General features: G+C 64.9%; 19 protein-coding genes. 6 read left to right on the top strand and 13 right to left on the bottom strand.

All coding sequences use genetic code 11. The annotated features are described in order from the left end of the window. Nucleotides 1-11 precede the first annotated feature (11 nt). From attM to IEV83_RS18205, 4 genes are all read left to right on the top strand, one after another. The gene (gene attM / locus IEV83_RS18220) at nt 12-803 is read left to right on the top strand and encodes an AttM family quorum-quenching N-acyl homoserine lactonase (protein ID WP_181760640.1); all 792 of its coding nucleotides are present in this window, start codon (nt 12-14) and stop codon (nt 801-803) included. A 125-nt stretch (nt 804-928) separates the two neighbouring features. After that, nucleotides 929-2056, top strand: coding sequence for a zinc-dependent alcohol dehydrogenase family protein (locus IEV83_RS18215; protein WP_181760639.1), 1128 nt, complete (start codon nt 929-931; stop codon nt 2054-2056). Nucleotides 2057-2442: 386 nt separating this feature from the next. Beyond that, on the top strand, nt 2443-3792 hold the full coding sequence (gdhA, locus tag IEV83_RS18210) for an NADP-specific glutamate dehydrogenase (protein WP_244628241.1): 1350 nt from the start codon (nt 2443-2445) through the stop codon (nt 3790-3792). 148 nt (nt 3793-3940) lie between these two features. Beyond that, a complete protein-coding gene (locus IEV83_RS18205) occupies nt 3941-4084 on the top strand; it encodes a RidA family protein (RefSeq protein WP_181760637.1) in 144 nt (47 codons plus the stop codon). 365 nt (nt 4085-4449) lie between these two features. Here the strand turns inward: IEV83_RS18205 and IEV83_RS18200 are convergent, their stop codons facing one another. The 5 genes from IEV83_RS18200 to IEV83_RS18180 all read right to left on the bottom strand — a co-directional run bounded on the left by IEV83_RS18200 (nt 4450) and on the right by IEV83_RS18180 (nt 9844). Then, complete coding sequence (locus IEV83_RS18200; protein WP_181760636.1) at nt 4450-5373, bottom strand: hypothetical protein; 924 nt, start codon at nt 5371-5373, stop codon at nt 4450-4452. Nucleotides 5374-5429: 56 nt separating this feature from the next. Further along, complete coding sequence (locus IEV83_RS18195; protein ID WP_181760635.1) at nt 5430-6557, bottom strand: HlyD family secretion protein; 1128 nt, start codon at nt 6555-6557, stop codon at nt 5430-5432. Nucleotides 6558-6566: 9 nt separating this feature from the next. Beyond that, on the bottom strand, nt 6567-7868 hold the full coding sequence (locus tag IEV83_RS18190) for a glycosyltransferase family 2 protein (protein WP_181760634.1): 1302 nt from the start codon (nt 7866-7868) through the stop codon (nt 6567-6569). Further along, the gene (locus IEV83_RS18185) at nt 7868-9109 is read right to left on the bottom strand and encodes a TackOD1 domain-containing metal-binding protein (RefSeq protein WP_181760633.1); all 1242 of its coding nucleotides are present in this window, start codon (nt 9107-9109) and stop codon (nt 7868-7870) included. The genes IEV83_RS18190 and IEV83_RS18185 overlap by 1 nt, the downstream gene beginning before the upstream one ends. A 573-nt stretch (nt 9110-9682) precedes the next feature. Next, a complete protein-coding gene (locus tag IEV83_RS18180) occupies nt 9683-9844 on the bottom strand; it encodes a hypothetical protein (RefSeq protein ID WP_181760632.1) in 162 nt (53 codons plus the stop codon). A gap of 89 nt (nt 9845-9933) precedes the next feature. Here IEV83_RS18180 and IEV83_RS18175 point away from each other — a divergent pair, with 89 nt between their 5' ends. Continuing rightward, on the top strand, nt 9934-10416 hold the full coding sequence (locus IEV83_RS18175; RefSeq protein ID WP_280514008.1) for a DeoR/GlpR family DNA-binding transcription regulator: 483 nt from the start codon (nt 9934-9936) through the stop codon (nt 10414-10416). 63 nt (nt 10417-10479) lie between these two features. On the opposite strand, the gene IEV83_RS18170 is transcribed toward IEV83_RS18175, so the two are convergent. The 5 genes from IEV83_RS18170 to IEV83_RS18150 are packed head-to-tail and all read right to left on the bottom strand — an operon-like array spanning nt 10480 to nt 17073. Next, a complete protein-coding gene (locus IEV83_RS18170; RefSeq protein ID WP_181760630.1) occupies nt 10480-12033 on the bottom strand; it encodes an indolepyruvate oxidoreductase subunit beta family protein in 1554 nt (517 codons plus the stop codon). Beyond that, the gene (locus tag IEV83_RS18165; protein ID WP_181760629.1) at nt 12033-14180 is read right to left on the bottom strand and encodes a thiamine pyrophosphate-dependent enzyme; all 2148 of its coding nucleotides are present in this window, start codon (nt 14178-14180) and stop codon (nt 12033-12035) included. The genes IEV83_RS18170 and IEV83_RS18165 overlap by 1 nt, the downstream gene beginning before the upstream one ends. Before the next feature lie 8 nt (nt 14181-14188). Continuing rightward, complete coding sequence (locus IEV83_RS18160) at nt 14189-14680, bottom strand: MarR family winged helix-turn-helix transcriptional regulator (protein ID WP_181760628.1); 492 nt, start codon at nt 14678-14680, stop codon at nt 14189-14191. Next, nucleotides 14677-16275, bottom strand: a complete 1599-nt coding sequence (locus tag IEV83_RS18155) for a phytoene desaturase family protein (protein WP_181760627.1) — start codon at nt 16273-16275, stop codon at nt 14677-14679. Before IEV83_RS18155 ends, IEV83_RS18160 begins: the two co-directional genes overlap by 4 nt. Nucleotides 16276-16281: 6 nt before the next feature. After that, nucleotides 16282-17073 carry a cyclase family protein gene (locus tag IEV83_RS18150; RefSeq protein WP_181760626.1) on the bottom strand — a complete coding sequence of 264 codons (792 nt, stop codon included), beginning with the start codon at nt 17071-17073 and terminating at the stop codon, nt 16282-16284. 112 nt (nt 17074-17185) lie between these two features. On the opposite strand from IEV83_RS18150, the gene IEV83_RS18145 reads away from it, so the two are divergent. Next, entirely contained in the window at nt 17186-18757 is a 1572-nt protein-coding gene (locus IEV83_RS18145; RefSeq protein WP_181760625.1) for a phytoene desaturase family protein, read from the top strand. A gap of 57 nt (nt 18758-18814) precedes the next feature. Here IEV83_RS18145 and IEV83_RS18140 read toward each other — a convergent pair whose 3' ends face one another. Genes IEV83_RS18140 through IEV83_RS18130 form a run of 3 tightly spaced genes read right to left on the bottom strand, consistent with a single transcriptional unit; the run spans nt 18815 to nt 23665 of the window. Next, nucleotides 18815-19942 carry an ABC transporter permease gene (locus tag IEV83_RS18140; RefSeq protein WP_181760624.1) on the bottom strand — a complete coding sequence of 376 codons (1128 nt, stop codon included), beginning with the start codon at nt 19940-19942 and terminating at the stop codon, nt 18815-18817. 1 nt (nt 19943) lies between these two features. Then, nucleotides 19944-22685 carry a ribosome-associated ATPase/putative transporter RbbA gene (gene rbbA / locus IEV83_RS18135; RefSeq protein ID WP_181760623.1) on the bottom strand — a complete coding sequence of 914 codons (2742 nt, stop codon included), beginning with the start codon at nt 22683-22685 and terminating at the stop codon, nt 19944-19946. Next, a complete protein-coding gene (locus IEV83_RS18130) occupies nt 22682-23665 on the bottom strand; it encodes an HlyD family secretion protein (RefSeq protein WP_181760622.1) in 984 nt (327 codons plus the stop codon). The genes rbbA and IEV83_RS18130 overlap by 4 nt, the downstream gene beginning before the upstream one ends. Between the last annotated feature and the right edge of the window lie 263 nt (nt 23666-23928).

Genomic DNA, 23928 nt, shown 5'->3' with positions numbered 1-23928 from the left:
GGAGAAAACACATGACTGATATTCGCCTCTACATGTTTCAGAGCGGAACGCTCAAGTGCAAGGTGCACAACATCAAGATGAATGAAGGAGCGGGCGCCGATTACGAGATCCCGGTTCCCTTCTTTCTGATCACCCATCCCAAGGGGCATACGATCATCGATGGCGGTTGTGCGGTGGAGACGGCCACCGATGCGCGCGGGCACTGGGGCGGCATCTGCGACGTCTATTGGCCGGAAATGACCGAAGCCCAGGGCTGCGTCGCGCAGCTCGAACAGCTCGGGATCAAGCCTGAAGACGTCAAATACGTGGTGCAGTCGCATCTGCATCTGGACCACACCGGCGCCATTGGCCGGTTCCCGAACGCGACCCATATCGTCCAGCGGTCGGAACATGAATACGCCTATACCCCGGACTGGTTTGCCGCCGGCGGCTATATCCGCAAGGACTTCGACAAGCCCGGCCTGAAGTGGCAGTTCCTAGAAGGGGCGGCGGATGACTATTACGACATCTATGGCGATGGCACGCTGACCACGGTGTTCACCCCCGGCCATGCGCCCGGCCACATGTCCTTCCTGGTCAACCTGCCCAACACCGGCCCGATGCTGCTGACCATCGATGCGGCCTATACCACCGACCACTGGGAAGAAAAGTCCCTGCCCGGGTTCCTGGCTTCGACCGTGGATACCGTGCGTTCGGTGCAGAAGTTGCGCACGCTGGCCGACCGGACCGGGGCCACGGTGGTGACCGGACATGATCCGGATGCCTGGAAAGGCTTCAAGCAGGCGCCGGAGTTCTACGGCTGATCATAGCAATAGCCCGACCCGCCAGCTGGCGGGTCGGGTCCGTCATCCGGCGTTGCGGCGCGGATGCTTGCGTTTCGCCTGGTGACAGATCCAGGCAAGGCGCCGACAAAAGGGGGGATTGTTCCGTGAAAACCAGAATTACGCTGCTGCGAGAGATGGGGGCGGCGCGCCCCTATACCGAGAGCAAGCCGCTGGAGGTTGTCGAGGCCGATCTGGACGCTCCGGGCGCCGGTCAGGTTCTCGTCAAGATGGCGGCGGCGGGCCTGTGCCATTCCGATCTATCGGTGATCAACGGCGATCGCCCGCGTGACACGCCGCTGGCGCTCGGCCACGAGGCGTCCGGCGTGATCGAGGCGGTCGGTCCCGGTGTCACCCGGTTTGTCCCCGGGGACCATGTGGTGATGGTGTTCATCGCGTCCTGCGGGCACTGCGTGCCTTGCGCGGAAGGACGTCCGGCGCTCTGCGAGCCTGGTGCGGTGGCCGGGGCGAACGGGACCTTGCTGAACGGTGACCGAAAGATCAGCTGCGATGGTCAGACCGTCAACCACCATGTTGGAGTGTCGGCCTTCTCGACCCATGCGGTGATGTCCGAGAACTCCTGCGTCAAGATTCCGAAGGACATTCCGCTCGACAAGGCGGCGCTGCTGGGATGCGCGGTGCTGACCGGTGTCGGAGCGGTGCTGAATTCCGGCAACCTGAAAATGGGCCAGGATTGCGCCATCGTCGGCCTTGGCGGTGTCGGGCTTGCCGCGCTCCTGGGGGCGGTGGCCGCCGGTGCGCGCACCATCGTCGCGGTCGACCTCGCCGAGGACAAGCGCGCCCACGCCCTTGAGCTGGGGGCGACCCATGCCATCGATCCGCGCGACGCGGATGCGGTGGCGAAGGTCAAGGCCTGGACCGATGGCGGCGTCGAACTGGCCGTCGAACTGGCGGGCGCCGTTCCGGCGCTGGAGTTTGCCTATGCGATCACCCGCCGGGGCGGAACGACCGTGACCGCCGGCCTGCCGCATCCGGATGCAAAGATGAGCTTCCCGGCGGTGACGCTGACCGCCGAAGAGCGGAACCTCAAGGGCTCCTACGTCGGCTCTTGCGTGCCGGTGCGCGATATTCCCCGATTCGCCCAGATGATGGAGCAGGGACAGTTGCCGATCGAAAAGCTGATGACGCATCGGCTGCGGCTTGACGAAATCAACGAAGGTTTCGAGCGGCTGGCTGCCGGCGAGGCCATTCGCCAGGTCGTCGTGTTCGATTGACGTCGGGGCGAGGCGGCTGTTTCCGGTCGCCTCGCCCATTGTACTTCTGGGCCCCAATGGCTTCGCGGGGCCCGCTTGCGTGCATGCGTCGAGATGGCGACTGGACCGGGTGGCCCAACTCGGTGTACCTCCTGACACGTATTGCGAAAAAAAGTGCGTGCCACTTCTGAAATGATCGGTTTTCCAGACCCTTGCGGCAAATGCGCGAGGTGGCTGGTCACGAACGGCGGTCGGGGTGCGCGCGCTTCGCGATGCAGGTGATTGGCGGGGGCATGCCCGCAGCGATCGGGCGGCGGTGTGGGTGTGAGCGGCGCAAGCGGCCCTGCGCCGCGCGCGACAACGCAGCCCCTTCGTGTCTTGGACCTGTGAAAACGAAGAGAAATTATTTGCCAAATATCGATGAGAGACTGGAACCCATCCTTTCGGAAGTTTTGAGCCGCAACGCCGGCGAACCCGAATTCCATCAGGCCGTGCGGGAAGTGTTCGAGAGCATCGGGCGCGTTGTCGCCAAGCATCCGGCCTACGCAGATGATGCCCTGATCGAGCGTATCTGCGAACCCGAGCGCCAGATCATCTTCCGGGTGCCATGGGTCGATGACAGCGGGAAAACGCGGGTCAATCGCGGCTTCCGGGTACAGTACAATTCGGCGCTCGGCCCCTATAAGGGCGGTATCCGCTTCCACCCCTCGGTCAACCTGAGCATCATCAAGTTCCTCGGGTTCGAGCAGATCTTCAAGAATGCGCTGACCGGCCTGCCGATCGGCGGCGGCAAGGGCGGTGCGGATTTCGACCCGCGCGGTCGCTCGGATGGCGAAATCATGCGGTTTTGCCAGTCCTTCATGACCGAGCTCTACTGCCACATCGGCGACAAGACCGACGTGCCCGCTGGCGATATCGGCGTGGGCGGCCGCGAGATCGGCTACATGTTCGGCCAGTACAAGCGTCTCGCCAATCGGTTCGAGGCCGGCGTTCTCACCGGCAAGGGCATGCTTTATGGCGGCTCGCGCGCCCGCACCGAGGCGACCGGCTACGGCAACACCTATTTCGTCCAGAGCATGCTCGGCACCAAGGGGGAGAGCTTCGACGGCAAGAAGGTCGTGGTGTCCGGCTCGGGCAATGTGGCGATCTACACCATGGAAAAGATCCTGTCCTTCGGCGGCCGGATCATGGCTTGTTCGGATTCGGGCGGCTATATCGTCGACGAGCAGGGGATCGATCTCGATCTCGTCAAGGAAATCAAGCTTTTGCGGCGCGGGCGGATCAGCGAATATGCTCGTCTGAAGGGAACCGGCGCGCACTACATCGAAGGCAGCGGGATCTGGGATGTCCCTTGCGATGTCGCCATGCCTTCGGCGACCCAGAACGAGCTGACCGGACGCGATGCGCTTGCCCTTGTCAAGAACGGGGTGATCGCTGTGGGCGAGGGCGCCAACATGCCGTCCACGCCCGAAGCGGTGCGCGTCTTCCAGGAGGCCGGGGTGCTGTTCGCTCCGGGCAAGGCGGCCAATGCCGGCGGTGTCGCGACTTCGGCGCTGGAGATGCAGCAGAACGCCTCGCGCGATAGCTGGACCTTCGAACGCACGGAAGAGCGATTGGCGGAAATCATGCGCAATATCCATGATACCTGCGCCGCCACCGCCGATGAATACGGTGCGCCGGGCGACTATGTGCTGGGCGCCAATATTGCCGGCTTCGTCCGGGTGGCCGAAGCCATGAAGGCGCAAGGGGTGATCTGATCTTCTCGGTTTCGCCCGTATGAGGGCGGAGCGCGCTGAACAGAAAAGGCCTGCCCCTTGCAAAAGGGGCAGGCCGAAACGTTTAGGGGCTTGAGCGTGGCCCGTGGGTGCCTTTCGAAAGGCACATGCCCCCCAGGCGGCCCACCTGATGGCGATTAATCACCTCGCCATGATGAAGGCGGTGTCGGGCGATCCCGATCGCGTCAAGCGTATCGTGAAAATGGTTGGCGATGCGAATTCCGTGCCGGGCCATCCGGTCCAGCGCCGTCTCTGTCACCTGCTCCGGCGCTAGCGATCCTCCGCAAAAGCAGGCGCCGAGGCAAGAGATATCGGCGAAATCCTCCATCTCAGCCGGTCACGTTCACGAGGTTTCCATCAGGCCGCGCGTTTCAGCGGTGGCCACGCCCCAGATCGCCTGCATTTCCTCATCCGGTCGCTGATAGTCGCCACCGAAATTCCCGTCTCCGGCGCGTTCCACCGGTTGTGGAAGCGGACCGCACAGTCCGAATTGTCGGTCATCCACTCGATGGCAAGTCTGCCGCCATGGCCGTTGACGATGAGGGTGCGGCGGAACCCCCTGACCGCGCAAGGACATCAAGGATGTCGCGAACCATGCGGGTGTAGGTCTCCACGCGCAGGCTGATTTCCGGTCGAGCCTCATGGCGGCAGGGTTTTCCAGCCCTGCCAGTCATGGATGACCGCGCCGGACAGCGGGCCGACCGGCGCGAGTTCCGCCGCGATGGCGGCGATGTCACTGAGTACGGTCTTGCGCGACGCTTTTGACGGCAGGTCCGCATAGCTGACCGCTGGTCTCGGCCCCGCATGGGTCTCGACCCCGAAGAGAATGCGCGGCGGCTGCGGCAAGCTGCGGGCAAACGTCAGTTCACCGTGCAGGCGGGCAGCGGTTCTGGCCGGCCGGGTGCTGTAGGCCATGATCACGGCCTCATCGACGCGGGCCAGGATTTGCCCGAGCACCGAGCGCCTGTCGCCTTCCACACGCATGGTCACCGGCTCGCCGTAGTAGTCGTCGAGCCAGCTTGGCAGGGCGGCGCCATAGGCGAGACCGGCCTCCTCGGTCCGTTGGTGCAAGGTGTCGTGCAGGGCCACCCAGTCGGCCATCAGCCGGTCGCGATCGGCGCGTTGCGCGGGGGTGAGTTGGCTGGCCGAAAGACCATTGTGGAAGAGCGAACGCCCGGCGCCCTGACCGTCCTGCGGTTCCAGATCGGAATGGAAACCGGCAAAACCCGCGTCGGGATGGCGGGCGTTGAAGGCGATCAGACTGTCCAACGCCGCCATCAGTCCTGACGGTCCATCGCCGTCATGGAAATAGCCGCGCCATCCGTCCATGCCCCAGACCCGTGTTCCTTGCGTCTTGAGCCGGGCGATCAGTGCCCGCAAGGCGGTATCATGGATCCGGTAGTTTTCGGGGGTGAGGTAGAGATAGAGGTCGCTGAGGTGGAGAGGGCCGATGGTGGCAAGAAACCGCTCGGTCTCGCGCTGCGCGGACAGCAGGTCGGCCGTCCGCCAGACCCACATGGCAAGCGGCGGGTGGCGGGGGCTCTCCCCGTCCTGTGCAGACACTGCGGACGCACAGAGCAGGGCGAGAAGGAGGGCGCCGACGAGTTTCGCCTGCCGTCTCACCTGACGACGGTCGGTTTCGATGCCTGGGCGGTCTTGGCGGTGGTCGGCGTGGGGCGGAACCACGCCACCAGGGTGGAGGCGGCACCGGAGATCGCCGAGACGATCCGGCTGGTAGTAATCGTGTCGTTGCCCGGTATGAGTTTTTCTCCGGACACGCGGATGTCGGCCGAATGGGGGAAGGCGGCGGGCGTGTCGAGGGAGATCCGGACAACTTGTCCCCGTGCGGTCGGCCGGAAGGTTTTCTGGAACTCGGACGGCAGCGGAACGGTCAGCGGCAGGATCTCGGTGATGGTGCCGCTTGAACTGGCGAAACCGCCGGAGACGGTGACGCGCTCGCCGGGGTGGACCGAATAGAGCGTTCCGGTTTCCAGATAGGCGAGCACGAATTTCTCGCCGACGAACATTTCGGCGATGGGCTCGCCCGGCCGGACCACATCCCCCTGCTGCGCCACGGCGCTGGTGATCACCCCATTGGCCGGAGCGACGATGTTTCCGTCATTGTAGCGCAAGCGGATATCGTTCATCGCCGCCATGGCTTCCGCCTGTGCGTCCTCCAGCTTTGCCAGTTGTGCCAGCGAGGTCCGCCGCTCGACCTCGCGCATGGCGTGTTCCTGAACGGCGGCGTAATGCTCTTGGACGGCGTTGCTGTAGGAGGTGCCGGTGACGAGGGCGCGGGCGCCGTTCATCTTGCGCAGACTGTCCTCCGCCTCGGCCAGGCGCGCTTTCGCCGTGGTCATGACCGTGTCGGCGATGTCGACCTTGATCGACAGCTCCGCTTGATGCGCGATTGTCGCCGCGTTCTGCGAGGCGAGATTGGCGAGCACGCTGGCGACCTGCGGCGAATGCACGACGCCAAGAAGCTGGCCCTTGCGCACCACTTGTCCCGGCTGCACGGCCATGCGGATCACCTGGGTTTCGTAAGGAGAGGCGATGACGAACTTGTCTGCAGTGACCAGCCCCTCGGCCTGCAGCCAGATCATCGGTCCGACCAGAAGATTGGCGAGATAGACGAAGAAGCCGAGGACACCGGCAAGATAGATGTAGCGGCCCCATTTCGGCTTGCTGGCACGCACGTCGTTTTCGAAACGGTCGGCCTTGGTACGGGTCTTAATCTGTCGGATCATGACATGGCCTCAATAGATTGCGGCGATGCGCTGGACGCGGCTTGGCGAATAGCGATCGTCCTTCGAGGTGCGGAACACCCATTCCTCGAAATAGGCGTAGAGCCGGACCAGCCGCATCACACCGCCGTTGAAGAGGCCGCTGGTCAGGAGGAAGGGGAGCAGTTCGAGCACCGTCCTTGCCGGGAAGCGGCCAGAGATGAAGACCGCGAGCAGGAAGGCGCAAAGTTCCAGGAAAATGTAGACGAGCGCCACGGCGCCGATGATGAAAAACAGGCCGGAGCCGAGGAAGAGCAACATGCCGCCGAGATAAAGCGGGAAGACGAGCGTCGGCAGCAGGGTCATGATGATGAACTCGAGCTGCTCGACGGTCTCCAGCGATCTCCAACTCCCCTTGGTTGGCAGGAAGGAACTGCGGAACTTGCGCAGGCGGATGCGTACCGTGTCGCGGTCCCAGCGCCGGCGTTGCCGCACGAGGCCGCCGAACGTGGGAAGGGCGTCGGTAAAACACCAGGCGTCGGCGACGAAGCGCACGGACCAGCCGGCCCGGCGAATGCGCATGGTCATGTCGAAGTCTTCGCCGGACGCCGGTTCGTTGCCGCCGATCTGGTGGAAGCATTCGCGGCGAAACGCGCCAAAGGCGCCGGATGCGCAGGTGACGATGTTGAGAAACTCCTGCACCCGTTTCCCAAGGCCGATGCTGATGATGTACTCGATTGCCTGGTAGGAGGCGACGACCGAGGCAGTATGGTTGCGAATGCCGATGCTGCCGCAGGTCGCCCCGACGTTCGGATCGACAAAGGGCGCGATCAAGAGCTCGATGGCATCGCGGTCATAGGAGCAATCCGCGTCCAGATTGACGATGATGTCGCCGGAGGCGAGCATCATGCCCAGGTTCGCGCCAGCGACCTTGCCGCAGCGGTCCTGATTGCAAAGGGCGATGTCGATCAGCCCCTCGGCGCGGAGCTGCGCCAGAACCTCTCGCATGCCGTCCGTCGATCCGTCGTCGACGCAGATGATTTCGTCGATCCGCCGGGTCTGCTCGCGCAGCGAGCGGATGCAGGCACGCATGGCATGGGCTTCGTTGTGACCGGCGACGACGATGCTCACCTTCAGGCTTTCAAGCAGCAATTCATCCGCCATGGATTGTCCGGAACCAGGGCGCAGCGCCTGCGCCAGCTTCTGCCCGGCGACCACAAGGAAGGCGAAGGTGAAGCGGGGAATTTCCAGGAGCACCATGAACCAGAACATCGCCAGGCTGGTGTGCCAGTCCAGGGCGCCAAGGACATCGGCGGGACCGTGGAGCGCGTCCATCACAACTCCTCCAGCAATTGTTCCGCTTCGCGCCGGGAGAGAATGTCGAGGCGCAGGCCGGGATCGGTGCGCACCACTTCGGACATGCGCTGTTCGATTTCGGCGATGACCGGTTCGATGCCCTCCCTGTCCATATGCGGCAGCAGGATGAGAACGCCATTGTCGTGGCGGGTCACGGTGTCGACCGGCCGCAGAGCGCTGCGCAGAACGTCCATGACCAGGTCTTCGGTCCGGCTGGCAAGGCGCAGATTGTGGGTCTGGGTCGCGGCATCGCCGGCGAACACGCCTCTCAAGACCTGAAAGGGGGTTTGGAAGGCGGTTTCGTGCTGAAGGGCCTGCTGCAGGATCAGCTTGAACGTGTCGGACCGGTCGGGCGGTGCGAGTTCGCCGACGCCGCCGGCGAGAAGGGTCCGTGTTCCGGCCGGGGTCATCTTGTAGGAAAACCAATCGCGCACCGGCATTTGCGCCGCGTCGTGCCACGCCCGGCAACCCATGCAGACGAAGCCGATGGCGGGCGTGTCGTTGATGCTGTTGCAGGACTGGCATTCGATCGCCGAGCCCGGCTTGTCGTAGTCGAGGCCGATGTGACGCAGCATGTCGTTGCATTGGGGGCATTGCAGGCCGCCGTCGCTGCGCTTGAAGGTCTTTTCGAGGCCTTCGTACCCACAGCGGAAATGATGGACGATCGCCTGCTCGTCGATCTGCGGGGAGCGGCAGGCATGACATTCCTCCCGCACGTTCAACGCCGAACCGCGACACTGGGGACAGATGTGCAGGCGATCGAAGAAACTGCGGCTGAGGCAGTCGCGCTGGACCAGCTTGTTGGCGGCTTCGGCCGGGGCGTCGAGACGTCCGCCAAGCGCGGCATAGCTGACCATGCCAGGCTGGGTGGTATTGTAGCTCGCCGTCATGTCGGCATCGCGCGAATGCAGCCGGGCCAGGATAATGTCTTCCGGATTGGCCGAATTGCGGATCTGCTCGGGTAGCTTCTCCAACCGTTCGGTGATCGCAAGGGCCTGTTCCCAGCAGCCCGGGCCGGAGGCATCGAACCAGTCGCGATCGTCCGGCAGGAGGCTGATCAACGGGACCAGTGGATCGTTGACCCGTTTGAGGAGCCGGTCGATCAGCGGGTCGGCCAGCGGCGTCGTCATGACAATGGTAAAGGGCCAGTCGCCGCTATCGATGCCACTCTTGGTCCATCCGTCCGGAATGGTGATGTTGTCATCGCGTGGAAAAAGCACGCAACGGAATTTCTCGGTCGGGCGCAGACGCAAAACTGTGTTCATAGGACGCTGCCTGATGTCACGCGGTTACAGTCAATCACCGAGCGTCCAGATCGCCGGAACGGCGTCTGCGCTTCGAGACGTGCCCGCTTTCCCTCTCTGCAGATGAGACACGAGGAAAGCATGCGGAAATTTCTTGGGGTCGTTGGCTCCAATTATTTCCGCATGAATTGGAATTTATCGCAATAATTTTTGTTTACATTTTGTTAATTAATTCAATTATTTCGGAGATTGTTATTCTATAGTTGCGGTTTTATGTCTTGAGGTATCTATGGTTTTTATTATATTTTTCTTATTTTTGGCGCAAGTGATGGGTTGACTGCGCCTTTTGTTATTTTCTGATTTCGTGAATACATTTTGGCTTAGTTCGAATGGCGTAGGCTCCTAGCCTTTGGAGGTAGGAGCTTCTCCTTCCGGATGGTGTTACATCCCGCAGGCAATAGCGCCGCCAGGGCCGAGCCGACAGATTAGGGTCTGGACCCCAGCGCTGCGAGGCTCCTACCGCAGCCCTGCGGAGAGGCGGAGACGGCGCTACTGCGCCGGCGCGACGGAAACGACGTGGCTGACGCGCCCGGTTCCCTCCTGCCAGAGGTGCATCATGTATTGCGCCGGCTCGGCGCTGAACCGATAGGGTTCCTCGACCGCGCCATGGCCGGCCACGAGATCGGCCAGTGCCTCGCGCCCAACCATCACCCTGGCCGCCTATGCCTTCGTCCGGCTGGAGTTTTTGCTGGAACGGCTGCTGTTCAGCCTGTTCCTGCTGCGGGTGATGTTCCCGATCTATACGATCTTCCACCACCTGTTTTCTCGCTCGCGAGCTGGTGCACCGGGAGCCGATGACGATCCTGACGATCTCGCTGGAGATCGCGCAGATCTTCCTGGCCGCCAACAGCCGGCACCGTCTGATCCTGCCGGCAGGGGAACTGCGCGCCGAGGACCGGACGATCACCGGTGCCGGCACCATCGAATTCCTGTCGCAGTTCACTCCGAGTTATTTCGTTACCTCGGTGGTGGTCGGCGCTGCGCGCGGCTGTCTCGATTTCGATCTGTTCGAGGCGGAGTTCAAGCGGGCGATGATCCCGCTTGCCGATCAGACCATCCTGTTGATGGATGCGACCAAGTTCGGAAAATCCGGCCTGATCCATGTTTGCGACTGGTCGGCGATTGATGTGCTGGTGTCCGATGGAGTTCCGTCGGACATCGCGGCGGAATTCGAACATGGGCATCTGCTGCTGGCGGACGGAAACCACGCAGGGGGCGCGTGAGGGGAAGCCCTCTCACGCCTCCCCCGACGGGTCTCGCTGTTTTCCGGTCGGCGCGCTGCCGGCTTACGCAGCGGCGAAGCTTTCCACCGTGCGCATCGCGCCGTCGAGCGCCTTGCCCTCCTCATCGAGCAGGGCGGCCTCGCGCAGGCGCCGCAGCCAGTCGGCGGCATCCTCGCGCCCCTGAAGCGCCGGCAACATCGCCAGCACCCGGTCGAACTTGGACAGACCCCGCGTGTGCGTGTCCGAGTAGCCCTTGACCAGCCGCCGGGTGCGCACGACCTCGACGCCGAGCTGGTAGTCCTTTTCGCTGGTGCGCAGGACCAAGGTGAGCCAGTCGTCCAGATGGGCCTGTTCCAGCGCGTGCCGATGGGTGCGCCGGCGCCAGCCGCGCAAGCCCCCGATCAGGTAGAGCATCAGGAAGCCGCGCATGGTGTCGGTGCGAATGCGCCGTCCCTTGGAGAACCAGCGATCAAGCCGGGCCATCCATTTCGGGCTCGCCTCGACTTTGGCACCAAGGCGGGCGGGCAACAGGCCGGCGATTTCCTCCGCGCGCGGGTGCAGAAATTCGGTGAGCTGCATCACCTTGTCGTCCTTGACGAACATTTCCCGGCGGATGCGCTCGAAGCGCGCCGCCCGGGTCTTGCGGTCCGCCACGCGGACCACATCGTCATAGGCCATGGCATTGGCGATGTATTTTGCCGCCTCGCGGGACAGGGCAAAGCCGTGCGTCCCGTCATCGGTGACAACGACCCGCTCAAGCCGGTCGAGATACTCGCGCCCATAGGCCAAATCCTGGAAATCGACCACCTTGCGCAGGCCGGGAAGGGCAAGCTCGGCAACCGCGCCCGGCAGGTTGCGGAGCTGGGCTTCCAGCGCCTCCCAGTCCTTTTGCAGCCGCTGAGGTCCGACCAGCGCCGCGACCGGTGCGGCGGGGGCTGCGGGGGCAGCCGGCTGTTCGCCGTCCCTGGCGGCAGCGGCTGCGGCGCGGAAGGCGCGCAAGGAGGCCTCCACCCCCTTGCCGCCGGCGCGAATGGCGTCCTCGAAGGCGGTCTCGGCGAACGGTAGCGCACCGGAGCCGGCGAGCCCGCCGAACAGCGAGGCGGAAATCACCGAGCCCTTGTCCACCGCCAGCCGCTCCATGTCGAGCAGGACGGCGCGCTGGGCCGCCGTTTCGGCGGCAGCGATCACCTCATCGGCATCGGCGATGCCGTCGCCCGGGATCATCTTTTCGCTGACGGCGAGAACACGATGGGTCGAGGCGATCAGCGTGGTGCGGTCCGGGGTGACGAAGCCGCGCATGATCGCCCGTCCGGCCTCCATGATCTCGGCAGCAATCAGGATATCGACATCGCCGGAGGCCGGGGCCAGCGAGAAGACCGGCGTTTCGCCGGCAGCCACCGGCGCCATCTCGATATAGTAAATGGTGGCGCCGGTCCGCTGCGCGACACCGGCCACGGATGTGGTCTGGCAGGCGTAGCCTTGGGCGCGCGCCAGCTTCTCGATCCAGCCGCTGAGCACGCCGCCGCCCTGGCCGCCAACGGCGAGGACTGCAAGCTTGATGACCTGGCCCATGCGGGCATCGGCAACGCGCGGGGCGAGGGCGGTTTCGACACTCATCACGCAGTCTCCACAAAAGTCAGGCGGCGGTTCGCGCGCCGGGTCTGAAGCCAGTCGATCAGGCGGGTGCGCAGCCGGGCGAACCAGCGTTCGGTACCCGTCGGATTGTGCACCACATCGGCGCGGTAGAAGCTGGGGCACAGAACCGCCGCCTCGGCGACCTCGCCGCAGTTGCCGCAGCCGACACAGGTGTGGTCGATGGCGACCACCGGGTCGTCGCGCAAGGGATCGTCCAGCCGCTTGAGCGACAGCGACGGGCAGCCCGACAGGCGGATGCAGGCATGATCGCCGGTACACACATCCTCATCGACGCCGAAACGCGGGGCCTCGATCCGGCGGCCGTCCTTGATCGCCTTGGCGCGTTGCGGCTTCTCCCGGCGCTGCCGGTTGAGCATGCACTCGGAGGAGGCGACGATGACCTTTGGCCCCGTCTCCTCGGTGGTCAGCGCATCGCGGATCACCTGACGCATCCGGGCCACGTCATAGGTGCGGTCGACCTGCCGCACCCATTTCACGCCAATGCCCTTCACCGCGTCGGTGATCGGGTTGTTGGTCGCTTTGGTCGGATTGTCGGCGCGGGAACTGGGGATGTCCTGACCGCCGGTCGCCGCCGAATAGTAGTTGTCGACGACGATGGCGAGGCTGTCGGACTTGTTGAACACCATGTTGCCGATGGAGGTGGACAGGCCGTTGTGCCAGAACCCGCCATCGCCAATGATCGAGATGGCGCGCTTCTCGCCGCCGCCGTCGAAGGCCGCGTTCGAGGCCGGGCCGAGGCCATAGCCCATGGTCTGGCCGCCGATTTCGAAGGGGGGAAGGGCGGCGAACAGGTGGCAGCCGATGTCGGCACTGATCTGATGCCGGCCCAGTTCCTTCTCCACCAGCTTCATCGCCGCGAAGATCGGCCGCTCCGGACAGCCGGTGCAGAAGCCGGGCGGGCGGATCGGCACGGTGGAGGAAAGATCGGGCGTTGCCGGCGCGGGCTTATTCGGCGCCCGCACCTGGCCGGGCAGCATGTCCGGTGCATGGGCGCGCAGGAAGGCGGTGACCCCGTCCAGCATCACCTGGCCGGTGTATTCGCCGGCCATCGGCAGCATGTCCTTGCCGTGCAACCGCACATTCGAGCCGGCTCGGTAGAGCATGGTCGACAGGGCCTGCTCGATGAACTCGGGCTGGCCCTCCTCGATCACCAGCACCGCGTCCTTGCCCTGGCAGAATTCCATGAACTCCGATTCCACCAGCGGATAGGTGGCGTTGAGCACATAGAGCGGCACGTCGGTCTGGCCGAGGATATCGGCAAGGCCGAGCCGTTGCAGGGCGCGGATCACGCCATTGTACATGCCACCCTGGCAGACGATGCCGACCCGCGCGTCTTTCGGCCCGAACCGCTCGTTGATGCCATTCTCGATGATGAATTTCTCCGCCGCCGGCCAGCGGTTGTTCACCTTGTCCTGTTCATGGGCAAACGACATGGGCGGCAGCACCACTCGGTTGAAGTCGCGCCTGGGCTCTGACAGGGCCTCGCGCACGGTCAACGGCGGGCGCTGGTTGTCCCTGGTTTCGAAGCTGCCGGTCACATGGCAGGAGCGGATGCGCACCATCAGCATCACGGGGGTGTTCGAGGCTTCCGACAGTTCGAACCCCTGCTTCACCGCCTTGACGATGGAGGGAAGGTTGGGGCGCGGGTCGAGCAGCCAGAACTGGGATTTCATCGCGAAGGCGTGGCTGCGCTCCTGCATGATGGAGGAGCCTTCGCCGTAATCCTCGCCGACGATCACCAGCGCGCCACCGGTAACGCCGGACGAGGCCAGGTTGGCCAGCGCGTCGGAGGCGACATTGACGCCGACCGAGCCCTTGAAGGTCACCGCGCCGCGGATCGGGTAATGGACGGAGGCGGCGAGCATGGCAGCGGCGGCGGCTTCCGAGGCATTGGCCTCGAAGCGCACGCCCAGTTCGGTCAAGAGCTCTTCGGCATCGGCGAGAACATCCATCAGGTGGCTGATGGGCGCGCCCTGATAGCCGCCGACATAGCCGACGCCGTTTTCCAGAAGGGCCTTGGTGATCGCCAGGATGCCCTCGCCGGTAAAGGTTTCGCCTGCGCCAAGCCGCAGATGTTCGACTTCCGCCTTGAAGGAACGTTCGGCCATGGGAAACCTCAGATTTCGTGTTTGCGAATGTTGGTGAGCATTTTCTGCAAGGTCCCGACGAAGGCGCGCCGTTCGTCGTCGGCAATGCCCTGGAACATGCGTTCATGCGCCGCCGCCATATGCGGCCACATGATCTCGAAGGCAGCGCGCCCGCCGGCGGTCAGAAAGACCCGGGTGGCTCGGCTGTCGGCCGCATCGGTCTCGCGGCGGATCAGGTCCTCGGCGGCAAGCTGGTCGAGCGCCCGGCTCAGCGTCGATTGCTCGACCACCGCGTGGACTGCAAGCTCGCGGATCAGCAGCCCGTCCATCACGGCGAGCACCGCCAGGGTGCGCATCTTCGGGGTGGTCAGTCCGAGCTCGGCGACATCCTCGCGCAAGGAGGCATTGTAGCGCGCCATGATGCGGTTCATCAGGTAGGGGGCGAAGCTGCCAAGGCCGATTTCGCCAAGGCGCGGCGTCTCGCCCCGGGGACCGCCGGCATCATCCGTCGGGTCTGTCATGCGCCCAGTCCTTTCGCGGCCAGATAGCCCGATCCGCCGCCAAGTCCAGGTCCGGGATGGGTGGAGGCGCCAATGTGAATGAGGTTCTTCACGCCGGTCTTGCCGTTCACCGAATGGGCGAAGGGGCGCCAGATGAAGAACTGGTCGATGGAACAGGCGCCGCCATAAGGGTCGCCGCCGACAAGATTGATGTTGAGCGCCGCCAGATCGGCGGGCGAATAGGCTTTGCGGGCGCGCTTGATCTGGTCGAAGTTGCGGATATGCCGGCGCAGGATCTCCTCAAGCCGGTCGGCGAAGGCCTCGCGCGTCGCCTCGTCCCACTCCCGCCCAGTGATCTTGCCGGCGGCATCGCCCTTTATGACGCGCGGCGCATCGGGCACCTGCAGCCACAGCACCGCCTTGCCCTCGGGGCAGCGGCTCGGGTCCAGCCGGTGCGGCTGGCCGACACAGATCGTCGGCGTTTCGGGCAAGAGGCCGCGTTCCGCCTCGTTGCTGGCCTTGGAGACCGAATCGATGCCGTCGGCCAGGTGAATGAGGGCGACATCGTCCAGCCCCTCGGCGCACCAGTCGGGCGCGGCATCAAGGGCGTAGTGAAGTTGGAAATTGCCCCGGCCGTGTCGGAAGCGGCGGCTGGCTTCCCGGTCGGGCGCCAGGGAGGACGCCAGATCGGGGGACGGGGACGTATCCGTGGGATCCGGCGGCAGCAGCCGGCCATAGAGCTGATCGGGAGCGACCGAGGCCAGCACGGTTTTTGCCTCCAGCCGTTCGCCGCTGGCGGTCTCGACGCCGCAGGCACGTCCGTTTTCCACCAGGATGCGGCTGACATCGACGCCGCAGCGGACCTCGCCGCCATGGGCTTCGATCAACCGGACGAAGGCCTGTGCGGCCGCGCCGGCGCCGCCCTTGACGACCGGTGCGCCGGCGGCCTCCAGGGCGAAGGCGATGACCTTGGCCATCTGGCTGGAATAGGTGCTCTCCGGCGTCAGCCCGGTGTGCAGCACCCAGGGCGCCCACAGGGCCTGAATTTCGGCGCTGGCAAAGTCGCTTTCCAGCCATCCGCGCGCCGGCGCCAGAGCGGTACCGAACCAGGTGGCCAGCCCGCGCAGGCCGCGCTTGCGGATCTGCCCGAACAACAGCTTCAGCGTTGGCCAACTCCACAGGCGACCGCCCAAAAGGGCAAAGAGGAACGGGGCATCCGCCTCGATCTGGCCGACAACCGCGCCGTGGCGGTCGCCGTCGCCGGCCGCGCGGGCGTTGAAGGCGGCGATGTTGGCCTGCCGGTCGGTGGTCAGCACCAACGCCGACCCATCGGGGCGCAGAACCGCGGTGGGGTGGGCGCTGTGGCAGTAGGTAAGCCCGTGCCGTTCCAGATCCTCGGCCAGTTCGGCACCGGCCGGGGAGGTGAGGAACAAGACGAAGGTTGCCGCCATGATGTCATGGTGGAACCCGGGCAGGGTGATTTCCCCGGTGCGCAGGCAGCCACCTGGCACTTCGGCGCGTTCGAGCACCACCACCTTGTCGCCCTTGCGCGCAAGCAGCGCGCCGGCGACAAGGCCGTTGATGCCGGAACCGATAATGACGTGGTCCGCCTTCACCGGGATTTACCCTTGCGGCACGAGCGCCAGGGCGCGGATCGGGCTGCCGGTGCCATGGGCGATCTTCAGCGGCGCGGCGATCAGGATCGCCCCCTTGGCGGGCAGCTGGTCGAGATTGGCCAGCGAGGCGAGCCCGAAGCAATTGTCGCGGTGCAGGAGATTGTGGGCCGGGAAGGGCGGGGTCATGCCGCCGGCCTGGCCGGCGTCGGTGCCAATGCACTGGGAGCCCCAGCCGACGATCCCCTTCGACAGAAGATATTCGATACAGTCGGGCGTCGGTCCGGGGCTGTGCGGGCCGGTCTCGTCGGCGTTGAGGAACTTGGCCTCGTCATCGGCGCGCTTGTCCCAGTCGGTGCGCATCACCACCCATTCGCCCTTGCCAATCTCGCCGTGTTCGGCTTCCCAGGCCTTGACCAGATCGGCGGTCAGCAGGAAATCTTCGTTCTCCGCGCTTTCCTTCGAGCAATCGATCACGTTGACCGGTGCGATCAGCCGCTGCACGTCCAGCGTGTCGGTGAAGCCGTCCTGATAGTCCTTGCCGGTCACCCAGTGATGCGGGGCGTCGAAATGGGTGCCCGAATGCTCGCCCAGAACCATCCAGTTCCATGCGAAGAACGGGCCATCCTCGTCATATTCGCTGATCTTGTGGATCTCGACCTTTGGCGTGTTCTTGGCGAAGTCTTCCGGCAATTGCAGGATCGGCGTGTCGGGGCCGAGCGTGCCCGAGCAATCCACCACCTTCACCGTTCCAGCCAGAAGCTGCGCGCCAAGATTGGCGACGATCGAATTCGCGTCCATTCCAGATTCCTCCCAAGGTCAAACCGTCTGGCCGCCTCCAACGGCCGTACGTGTGAGCACGCTAGACAATTATATATGCATTTGCAACTATCAGCATCGACGGGAGGATCTGATGGACGGAAAATTCGACGCCATACTGGTGGGAGCGGGGCACAATGCGCTGGCCTGCGCGCTGCATCTTTGCGCCCGGGGCTGGCGGGTCGGCGTGTTCGAGCAGGCGCCCGAACCGGGCGGGGCAGTGCGCAGCGGTGCCTATACCCTGCCGGGCTTCCGCCATGATTTCGCGGCGATGAACCTCTCCCTGTTCGCCGGGTCGAAGTTTCACGGGGATTATGCGGAAGAGCTGGCACGAAACGGGCTTGAATTCGTTCCGGTTGACCGGCCCTTCGCCTCGGTGTTCGAGGATGGTGGCTGGCTGGGCGTGGAGACGGATGCGGCGGCGACACGGGCACGGATCGCCGAGCTGTCGGAGGCTGACGCGCAGACCTGGGACAGGCTTAGCGATGCCTTTCCCGGGGAGGCCGAGCATATCCTGCGGCTCCTCGGTGCGCCGATGAAGATAAATGCGTTTGCATCTTTTCTCGTAAAGGTTTTACGGGCGAAGGGTCTGCGCGGCAGTCTGGAGTTCGGGCGCTTCCTGGCGTCCTCGCCGCGTGCCTGGCTGGAGGAGACCTTCGAGCATCCGAAGGTGCGGGCGCTGCTCGGCGCCTGGGGGATGCATCTCGATTATGCGCCGGATATTTCCGGCGGTGCGGTCTTCCCCTATCTGGAAGGCATGGCCGGGCAGGCCTTTGGCATGGTGATCGGCAAGGGCGGTGCGGACACGGTGACCCGTGCGTTGGTCTCGGCGATCCGCGCCCGTGGCGGCGTTGTCGAATGCAGCGCGCCGGTTGCGCGGATCCTGCATTCGGGCGGCAAGGCATCCGGGGTGGAACTTGCGGACGGACGGCGCTTTGCGGCGGGGCGGGCGGTGATCGCCGGCGTTGCGCCGGGCGCCCTGGTGCGGCTGACCGGCGGCACGGGCAAGCCCGCCTTCGATGGCAAGATGACGCGGTTTTCCCATGCGCCGGGGACGATGATGCTGCATCTGGCCTTGTCCGATTTGCCGGACTGGCGGGCCGGGGAGGCGTTGCGGCGCTTCGCCTATGTGCATCTTGCTCCGTCGCTCGACCAGATGGCGCGCACTTATCAGCAGGCCCGCGCCGGCCTGTTGCCCGACGAGCCGGTGATCGTTGCCGGCCAGCCGACGGTGTTCGACGACAGCCGCGCGCCGGCGGGACAGCATGTGCTCTGGCTGCAGGTGCGCATGGTGCCGGGAGAGATCCAGGGCGATGCCGCCGGCCGGATTGCCGCGCGCGACTGGGAGACGGCCGCCGAGCCGATGGCCGAGCGTGTTCTCGATATTCTCGACGGGTATGCGCCGGGGATCCGCGACAGGATCCTTGCCCGGCATGTGGTCACCCCGCCGATGTTCGAGGCTGCGAACCCGAATCTCGTCGGCGGCGACCAGATCTGCGGCAGTCATCACCTGTCGCAGCATTTCGTCCTCCGCCCGGCGGTCGGCGCGGCGGATGGATCGACCCCCATCCGCAACCTGCACATGACCGGGGCGGCGGTCTGGCCGGGGGCGGGCACCGGCGCGGGATCGGGCTACCTGCTGGCGCGCAAACTGGGCGGCAAATGATCCATGGGGGCCGGTCCCTCGTCTGCGCGGGACCGGCCTTTTCCATCTGAGTTTGGCCTAATGCATGGTGGCCATGGTCTTGCGGAACCGCTGCAGGGCGATCAGGAAGAAAACCCCGCTCAGCCCCGCCATCACCAGCATGTCCGGCCACACCGTGTTCCACCCGGCGCCGCGATAGAGGATCGCCTGAGCGAAGGAGACGAAATGGGTGGAGGGCGCGGCCTGCATCAGAAACTGCAGCCAGTCCGGAATGCTTTCCATCGGCGTGGTGCTGCCGGACAAAAGGTTCATCACCACCAGCACCGGCAGGGCCAGAAGTCCGAATTGCGGCATGGAGCTGGTGAAGGTCGCCAGCAGGATGCCGAGCCCGGTCACGGAGACGAGGTAGAGCGCCGCGCCGAAGATGAACAGCGGGATCGATCCGGCGATTGGCACCTGAAGCAGGGTTTGCACCACCAGCCAGAGCGAGAAAATGGCGGCAATGATGATCGCCAGTCCGTTGGCCCAGATCTTGGCGACCATGATTTCCGACGGCGTCACCGGCATCACCAGCAAATGCTCGATGGTGCCGTGCTCGCGCTCGCGGATCAGCGCCGCGCCGGTCAGCAGAACCGACAGGATGGTGATGTTGTTGATCACCTGCATCACCGAGGAGAACCAGACCGAATTGAGGTTCGGATTGTAGCGGGTGGTGACCACCAGATCGATGGGGAGCTCTGGTGTTTCATCGAGGCGGGAGACGAATTTCGCGACCTCGGCACGGATGATCTGTTGCAGGAAGACCGCGCCGTTGCCCGCCTGGGCCATTGCCGTGGCATCCACGTTCAATTGCAGTTGCGGCTTGCGGCCGGCCAGCACATCGGCTTCGAAGCTCGGCGGGAAGGAGAGCACGAACACATACCGGCCGTTGTCCATCGCCTGTTCGACTTCATCGGCGGCGATTTCCTCGGCGGCCTTGAATTGCGGTGGCAGGATCGCGCCGAGAATCCGCCCGGTCAGGGCGGAGCGGTCCTGGTCCACATAGGCGACCGCCGCGTTGGTGACCTCAAGCTTGGCACCGGTCGCGACCGAATAGACCGCGATGCTGAACACATAGACGATCAACAGGATCAGAACCGGATCGGCCCACAGGCTGCGCAGTTCCTTCAGGCCCAGGCGGAAGACATTGGAGAGCCATCGGGTCATGTCATGCCTCCTGCTTCTTGAGGGCCAGGATGGAGATGACGATGAACAGCACCGCAAAGCCGACCAGGGCAAGGTGGTCCCGCCAAAGCTCCGCGAAGCCGAGGCTCTTGGTGAAGGTGCCGACGCTGATCTGCTGATACCAGACCGCCGGGAAAGCCAGCCCGAAGACCCGAGCGCCGCCTTCCAGCGAGGAAACCGGCACCAGCAGGCCGGAGAAGTTGACCGCCGGGATGATCGCTACCACGGCGGTGGCGAAGGTGGCGGCCACCTGGGTTCGGGTAAAGGTGGAGATCAGGACGCCGAACCCGGTGGTGGCGAGCACGTAGAACAGAGTGCCGACAAGCAGGGCGGCGACCGATCCCTTGATCGGCACGCCGAACACCGCATAGGAGACCAGCACCAGCGAGGCGAAGCTGATCAGCGCGATCACCACGTAAGGGAGTTGCTTGCCCAGCAGGAATTCCGCGCGGGTCACCGGGGTTGACCGGAAATTGGCGATCGAACCGGTTTCCTTTTCCCGCACCACGCCCATGGCCGCCATCATCGAGGGGATCAGAACCAGCATCAGCATGATGACCGAAGGCACCATGGAAAAGACGCTCTTGAAGGACTGGTTGTAGCGAAAACGCGTCTCGACGCTGGCGGCGGAAAGGTCGACCGTCCGTCCGTAGCGGCGTTCGATCTGGTCGTTCAGATAGGCGCCCGCCACCCCTTGCAGATAGCCGCGCGTCGTCTCCGCGCGAAAGGGCATGGCGCCATCCACCGCGACCCGCACTTCCGGCCGGTCGCCGCTGACCAGCGCCTTGCCGAAGCCGGGCGGGATCTCCACCGCGAACACCAGCTCGGAATTGCGCATGCGGGCATCCAGCTCGGTGACGCTGCTAGCCGCCGGTTTTTCGGAGAAGTAGCGGGAGCCGGAAAAGCTTTCCAGAAGCTCCCGGCTTTCCGCTGTCCGGTCCCGGTCATAGACCGCATAGGACAGATCCTGCACGTCGAAGGAGATACCGTAGCCGAAAGTCAGCATCAGGATGATCGGCCCGAGAAGGGCGAAGGCAAGGCGCATCCGGTCGCGCAGGATCTCGGTGGTCTCGCGCCGGGCGAAGGCCCACAGGCGGGCAGGATCGAACCGCCGTTCCGCCGCCGGGGCGGCGGCTGCGGCAGCTGCGGCGGGCTGCGCCGGGGCGGCGGGTGCGGTGCCGGCGGCGCTGTCCTCGTCGGCGGCCGCACGCAGATAGTCGACGAAGGCCTCGCCAAGGGTCGCCGCGCCCTTGCTCTCGGTCAGCTCTTGCGGGGCGCCCATGGCCAGAACCTTGCCGGCGTGCATCAGGGAGATGCGGTCGCAGCGTTCCGCTTCGCTCATGAAATGGGTGGAGACGAAGATCGTCACCCCATCCTCGCGCGACAGCTTGATCAGGTGTTGCCAGAAGCCGTCGCGTGCGACCGGATCGACACCCGATGTCGGCTCGTCGAGAATCAGCACCTCCGGCGCATGCAGCACGGCGACAGCCAGTTGCAGGCGCTGGCGGATGCCAAGCGGCAGGCCTTCAGGCCGCAGATCGGCTTCCTCGGTGAGGTCGAAGCTGGTCAGAACCTCGGCGATCCGCGTTTCGCGGTGCTCCGGCGGCAGATGATAAAGCTGGGCGTGCAGCTCCAGGTTCTGGCGGACGGTCAATTCACTGTAAAGCGAGAAGGATTGCGACATGTAGCCGACCCGCTGGCGGGTCTGCATGTCTCTTGCGTCGAGTTTTTCGCCAAACAGCAGCGCCTCGCCCTCGCTGGCCGGCAGCAAGCCGGTCAACATCTTCATGGTCGTGGTCTTGCCGCAGCCATTCGAGCCGAGGAAGCCGAAGATCTCGCCGCGTCCGATCTGGAAATCGACGTGATCGACCGCGACGAAATCGCCGAAACGGCAGGTCAGGCCGCGTGCCTCGATCGCCGGCGGGCCGTCGGAGGCGATGCGTGGCGGCACCACCACCTCCCGGTGGCCCTGGCGTTCGCTCTCGGGCAGCAGGGCGATGAAGGCCTTTTCCAGCGTCGGCTGGTGCGCCGCGTCGCGGATCTCTTGCGGGGTACCGGTGGCGATGACCTTGCCGGCGGACATGGCCGCCAGCCAGTCGAACCGCTCCGCCTCTTCCATATAGGCGGTGGCGACGATCACGCTCATGGCCGGGCGCTCCGCGCGGATCCGGTCGATCAGGTCCCAGAACTGCTGGCGCGACAGGGGATCGACGCCGGTGGTGGGTTCATCGAGGATGACCAGGTCCGGGTCGTGGATCAGCGCCGAGCACAGGGACAGTTTCTGCTTCATGCCGCCGGAGAGCTTGCCGGCCGGCCGGTCCGGGAACGGGTCGAGCCCGGTGGCCCGCAGCAACCCATCGATGCGGGCGCGGCGCTCGGCCTCCGGCTGGCCGAACAACCGGCCGAAGAAATCGAGATTCTCGTAGACCGAAAGTGTCGGGTAGAGGTTTCGGCCGAGCCCCTGCGGCATATAGGCAATCCGGTGATTGCAGGACCGCCGATGGGCGCGGGTGGTGATGTCGCCGCCCAGAACGGTGGCCGTACCGGTTTGCAGCCGGCGCACCCCGGCCGCCAGCGCCAGCAGGGTCGATTTGCCGACACCGTCCGGGCCGATCAGCCCCGCCATGCAGCCCGCCGGGATCTCCAGTGTCACGTCATCGAGCGCGCAGGTCGCACCATAGCGGTGGCTCACCGATGACAGGCGGACGATCGGCGCGAGGGTCATTGCGGCAGCTTCACCTGAAGCCAATCCGGCCAGCGGGCCGTGTCATCGAGCCGGACATAGCCAACCCCGGCGACCCCGGCCTTTGCCTGCTCCTGATATTTCGCCAAAAGGGACGGCGGGATGCTCAGCTTGACCCGAAACATCAGTTGATCGCGTTCGTCGGCGGTTTCCACCGACTTGGGGGTGAACTGGGCGGTGCTTGCGACGAAGCTCACCTGTGCCGGCACCACGTAGTCCGGGATCGGGTCGAGGATCAGCCGGGCTTCGGCGCCGACCGCCAGCAGCCCGGCGTTTCGTGCGGGCAGGAAGATGGTCATGTAGATGTCGGTGAGGTCGGTCAGCGTCACCACCTTGCCGCCGGCCCCGACCACTTCACCGGCTTTCGCCAGGATATATTGAACCCGCCCATCGCGGGGGGCGAACAGCGAGGCGTCGTCCTTGATGCTTTGCAGGCGCTCCACCGAGGCCTTGGCTGAGGCGATGGTGGCGACGCCGAGATCGATGCCCGCCTGAGCCGCGGCAACGCCTGCGGCCGCGCTGGCCTGGGCGGTCTTGAGCTGATCAAGCTGCTGCTGGGTGGCATGGCCCTTGGCGGCGAGCTGTTCGGTCCGCGTGACCTCCAGCTTGACGAACTCCAGTTCGGCCTCGCGCTGTTTCAGAAGGGCGTCGGACTGGAGCTTTTGCTGTTCGGCCTGTTTGACCATGGCTTCGGCCTGATGCAACTGAGCGTCGATTTCTAGCGTGTCGAGCCGCGCGACCAGCGTGCCGGCGGTCACCCATTGACCTTCCGAGACGAGGACCTCGGACACGCGACCCGGAAGCTTGGCGGAAACGTCGATGCGCTCCGCCTCGATCCGCCCGTTGGACGAGACGATCCCCTCGGGGAGTGCCGGCGCCGCGTAATGCTGCCAGGCAAAGAAGCCCGCCAGGCCAAGCGCGGCCGACAGGACAAGCAATATAAGCCAGTGGGTCTTGGACATTCTTCTCTCGCTGAAAAACCGGGCGCCGATCAGCGGTGCTGGGGCCCATCCCTCGACAGGGGAATAGCGAACAAACCTCGGTCATGTGTTGACCTGGGTCAACGGGGCACCGCGGGGTGGTCGTGACGCGGACCGTCTGTCGCGGATCTCTCGGGAGGGATCTATAATCCTGGCGGTGTCCGATGACGTTTGTTTGACGGATTTCGGCGGTCGCGGGTGTGACCGCGGTGGGTTTGCGGGGCTGTGGCTGTGGCGTCTGGCTG

It is taken from the genome of Stappia taiwanensis (assembly GCF_014635285.1).
Classification (GTDB): Bacteria; Pseudomonadota; Alphaproteobacteria; order Rhizobiales; family Stappiaceae; genus Stappia; species Stappia taiwanensis.
Note: the sequence above shows the minus strand (reverse complement) of the source record. Positions and strands in the feature narration are given on the sequence as shown.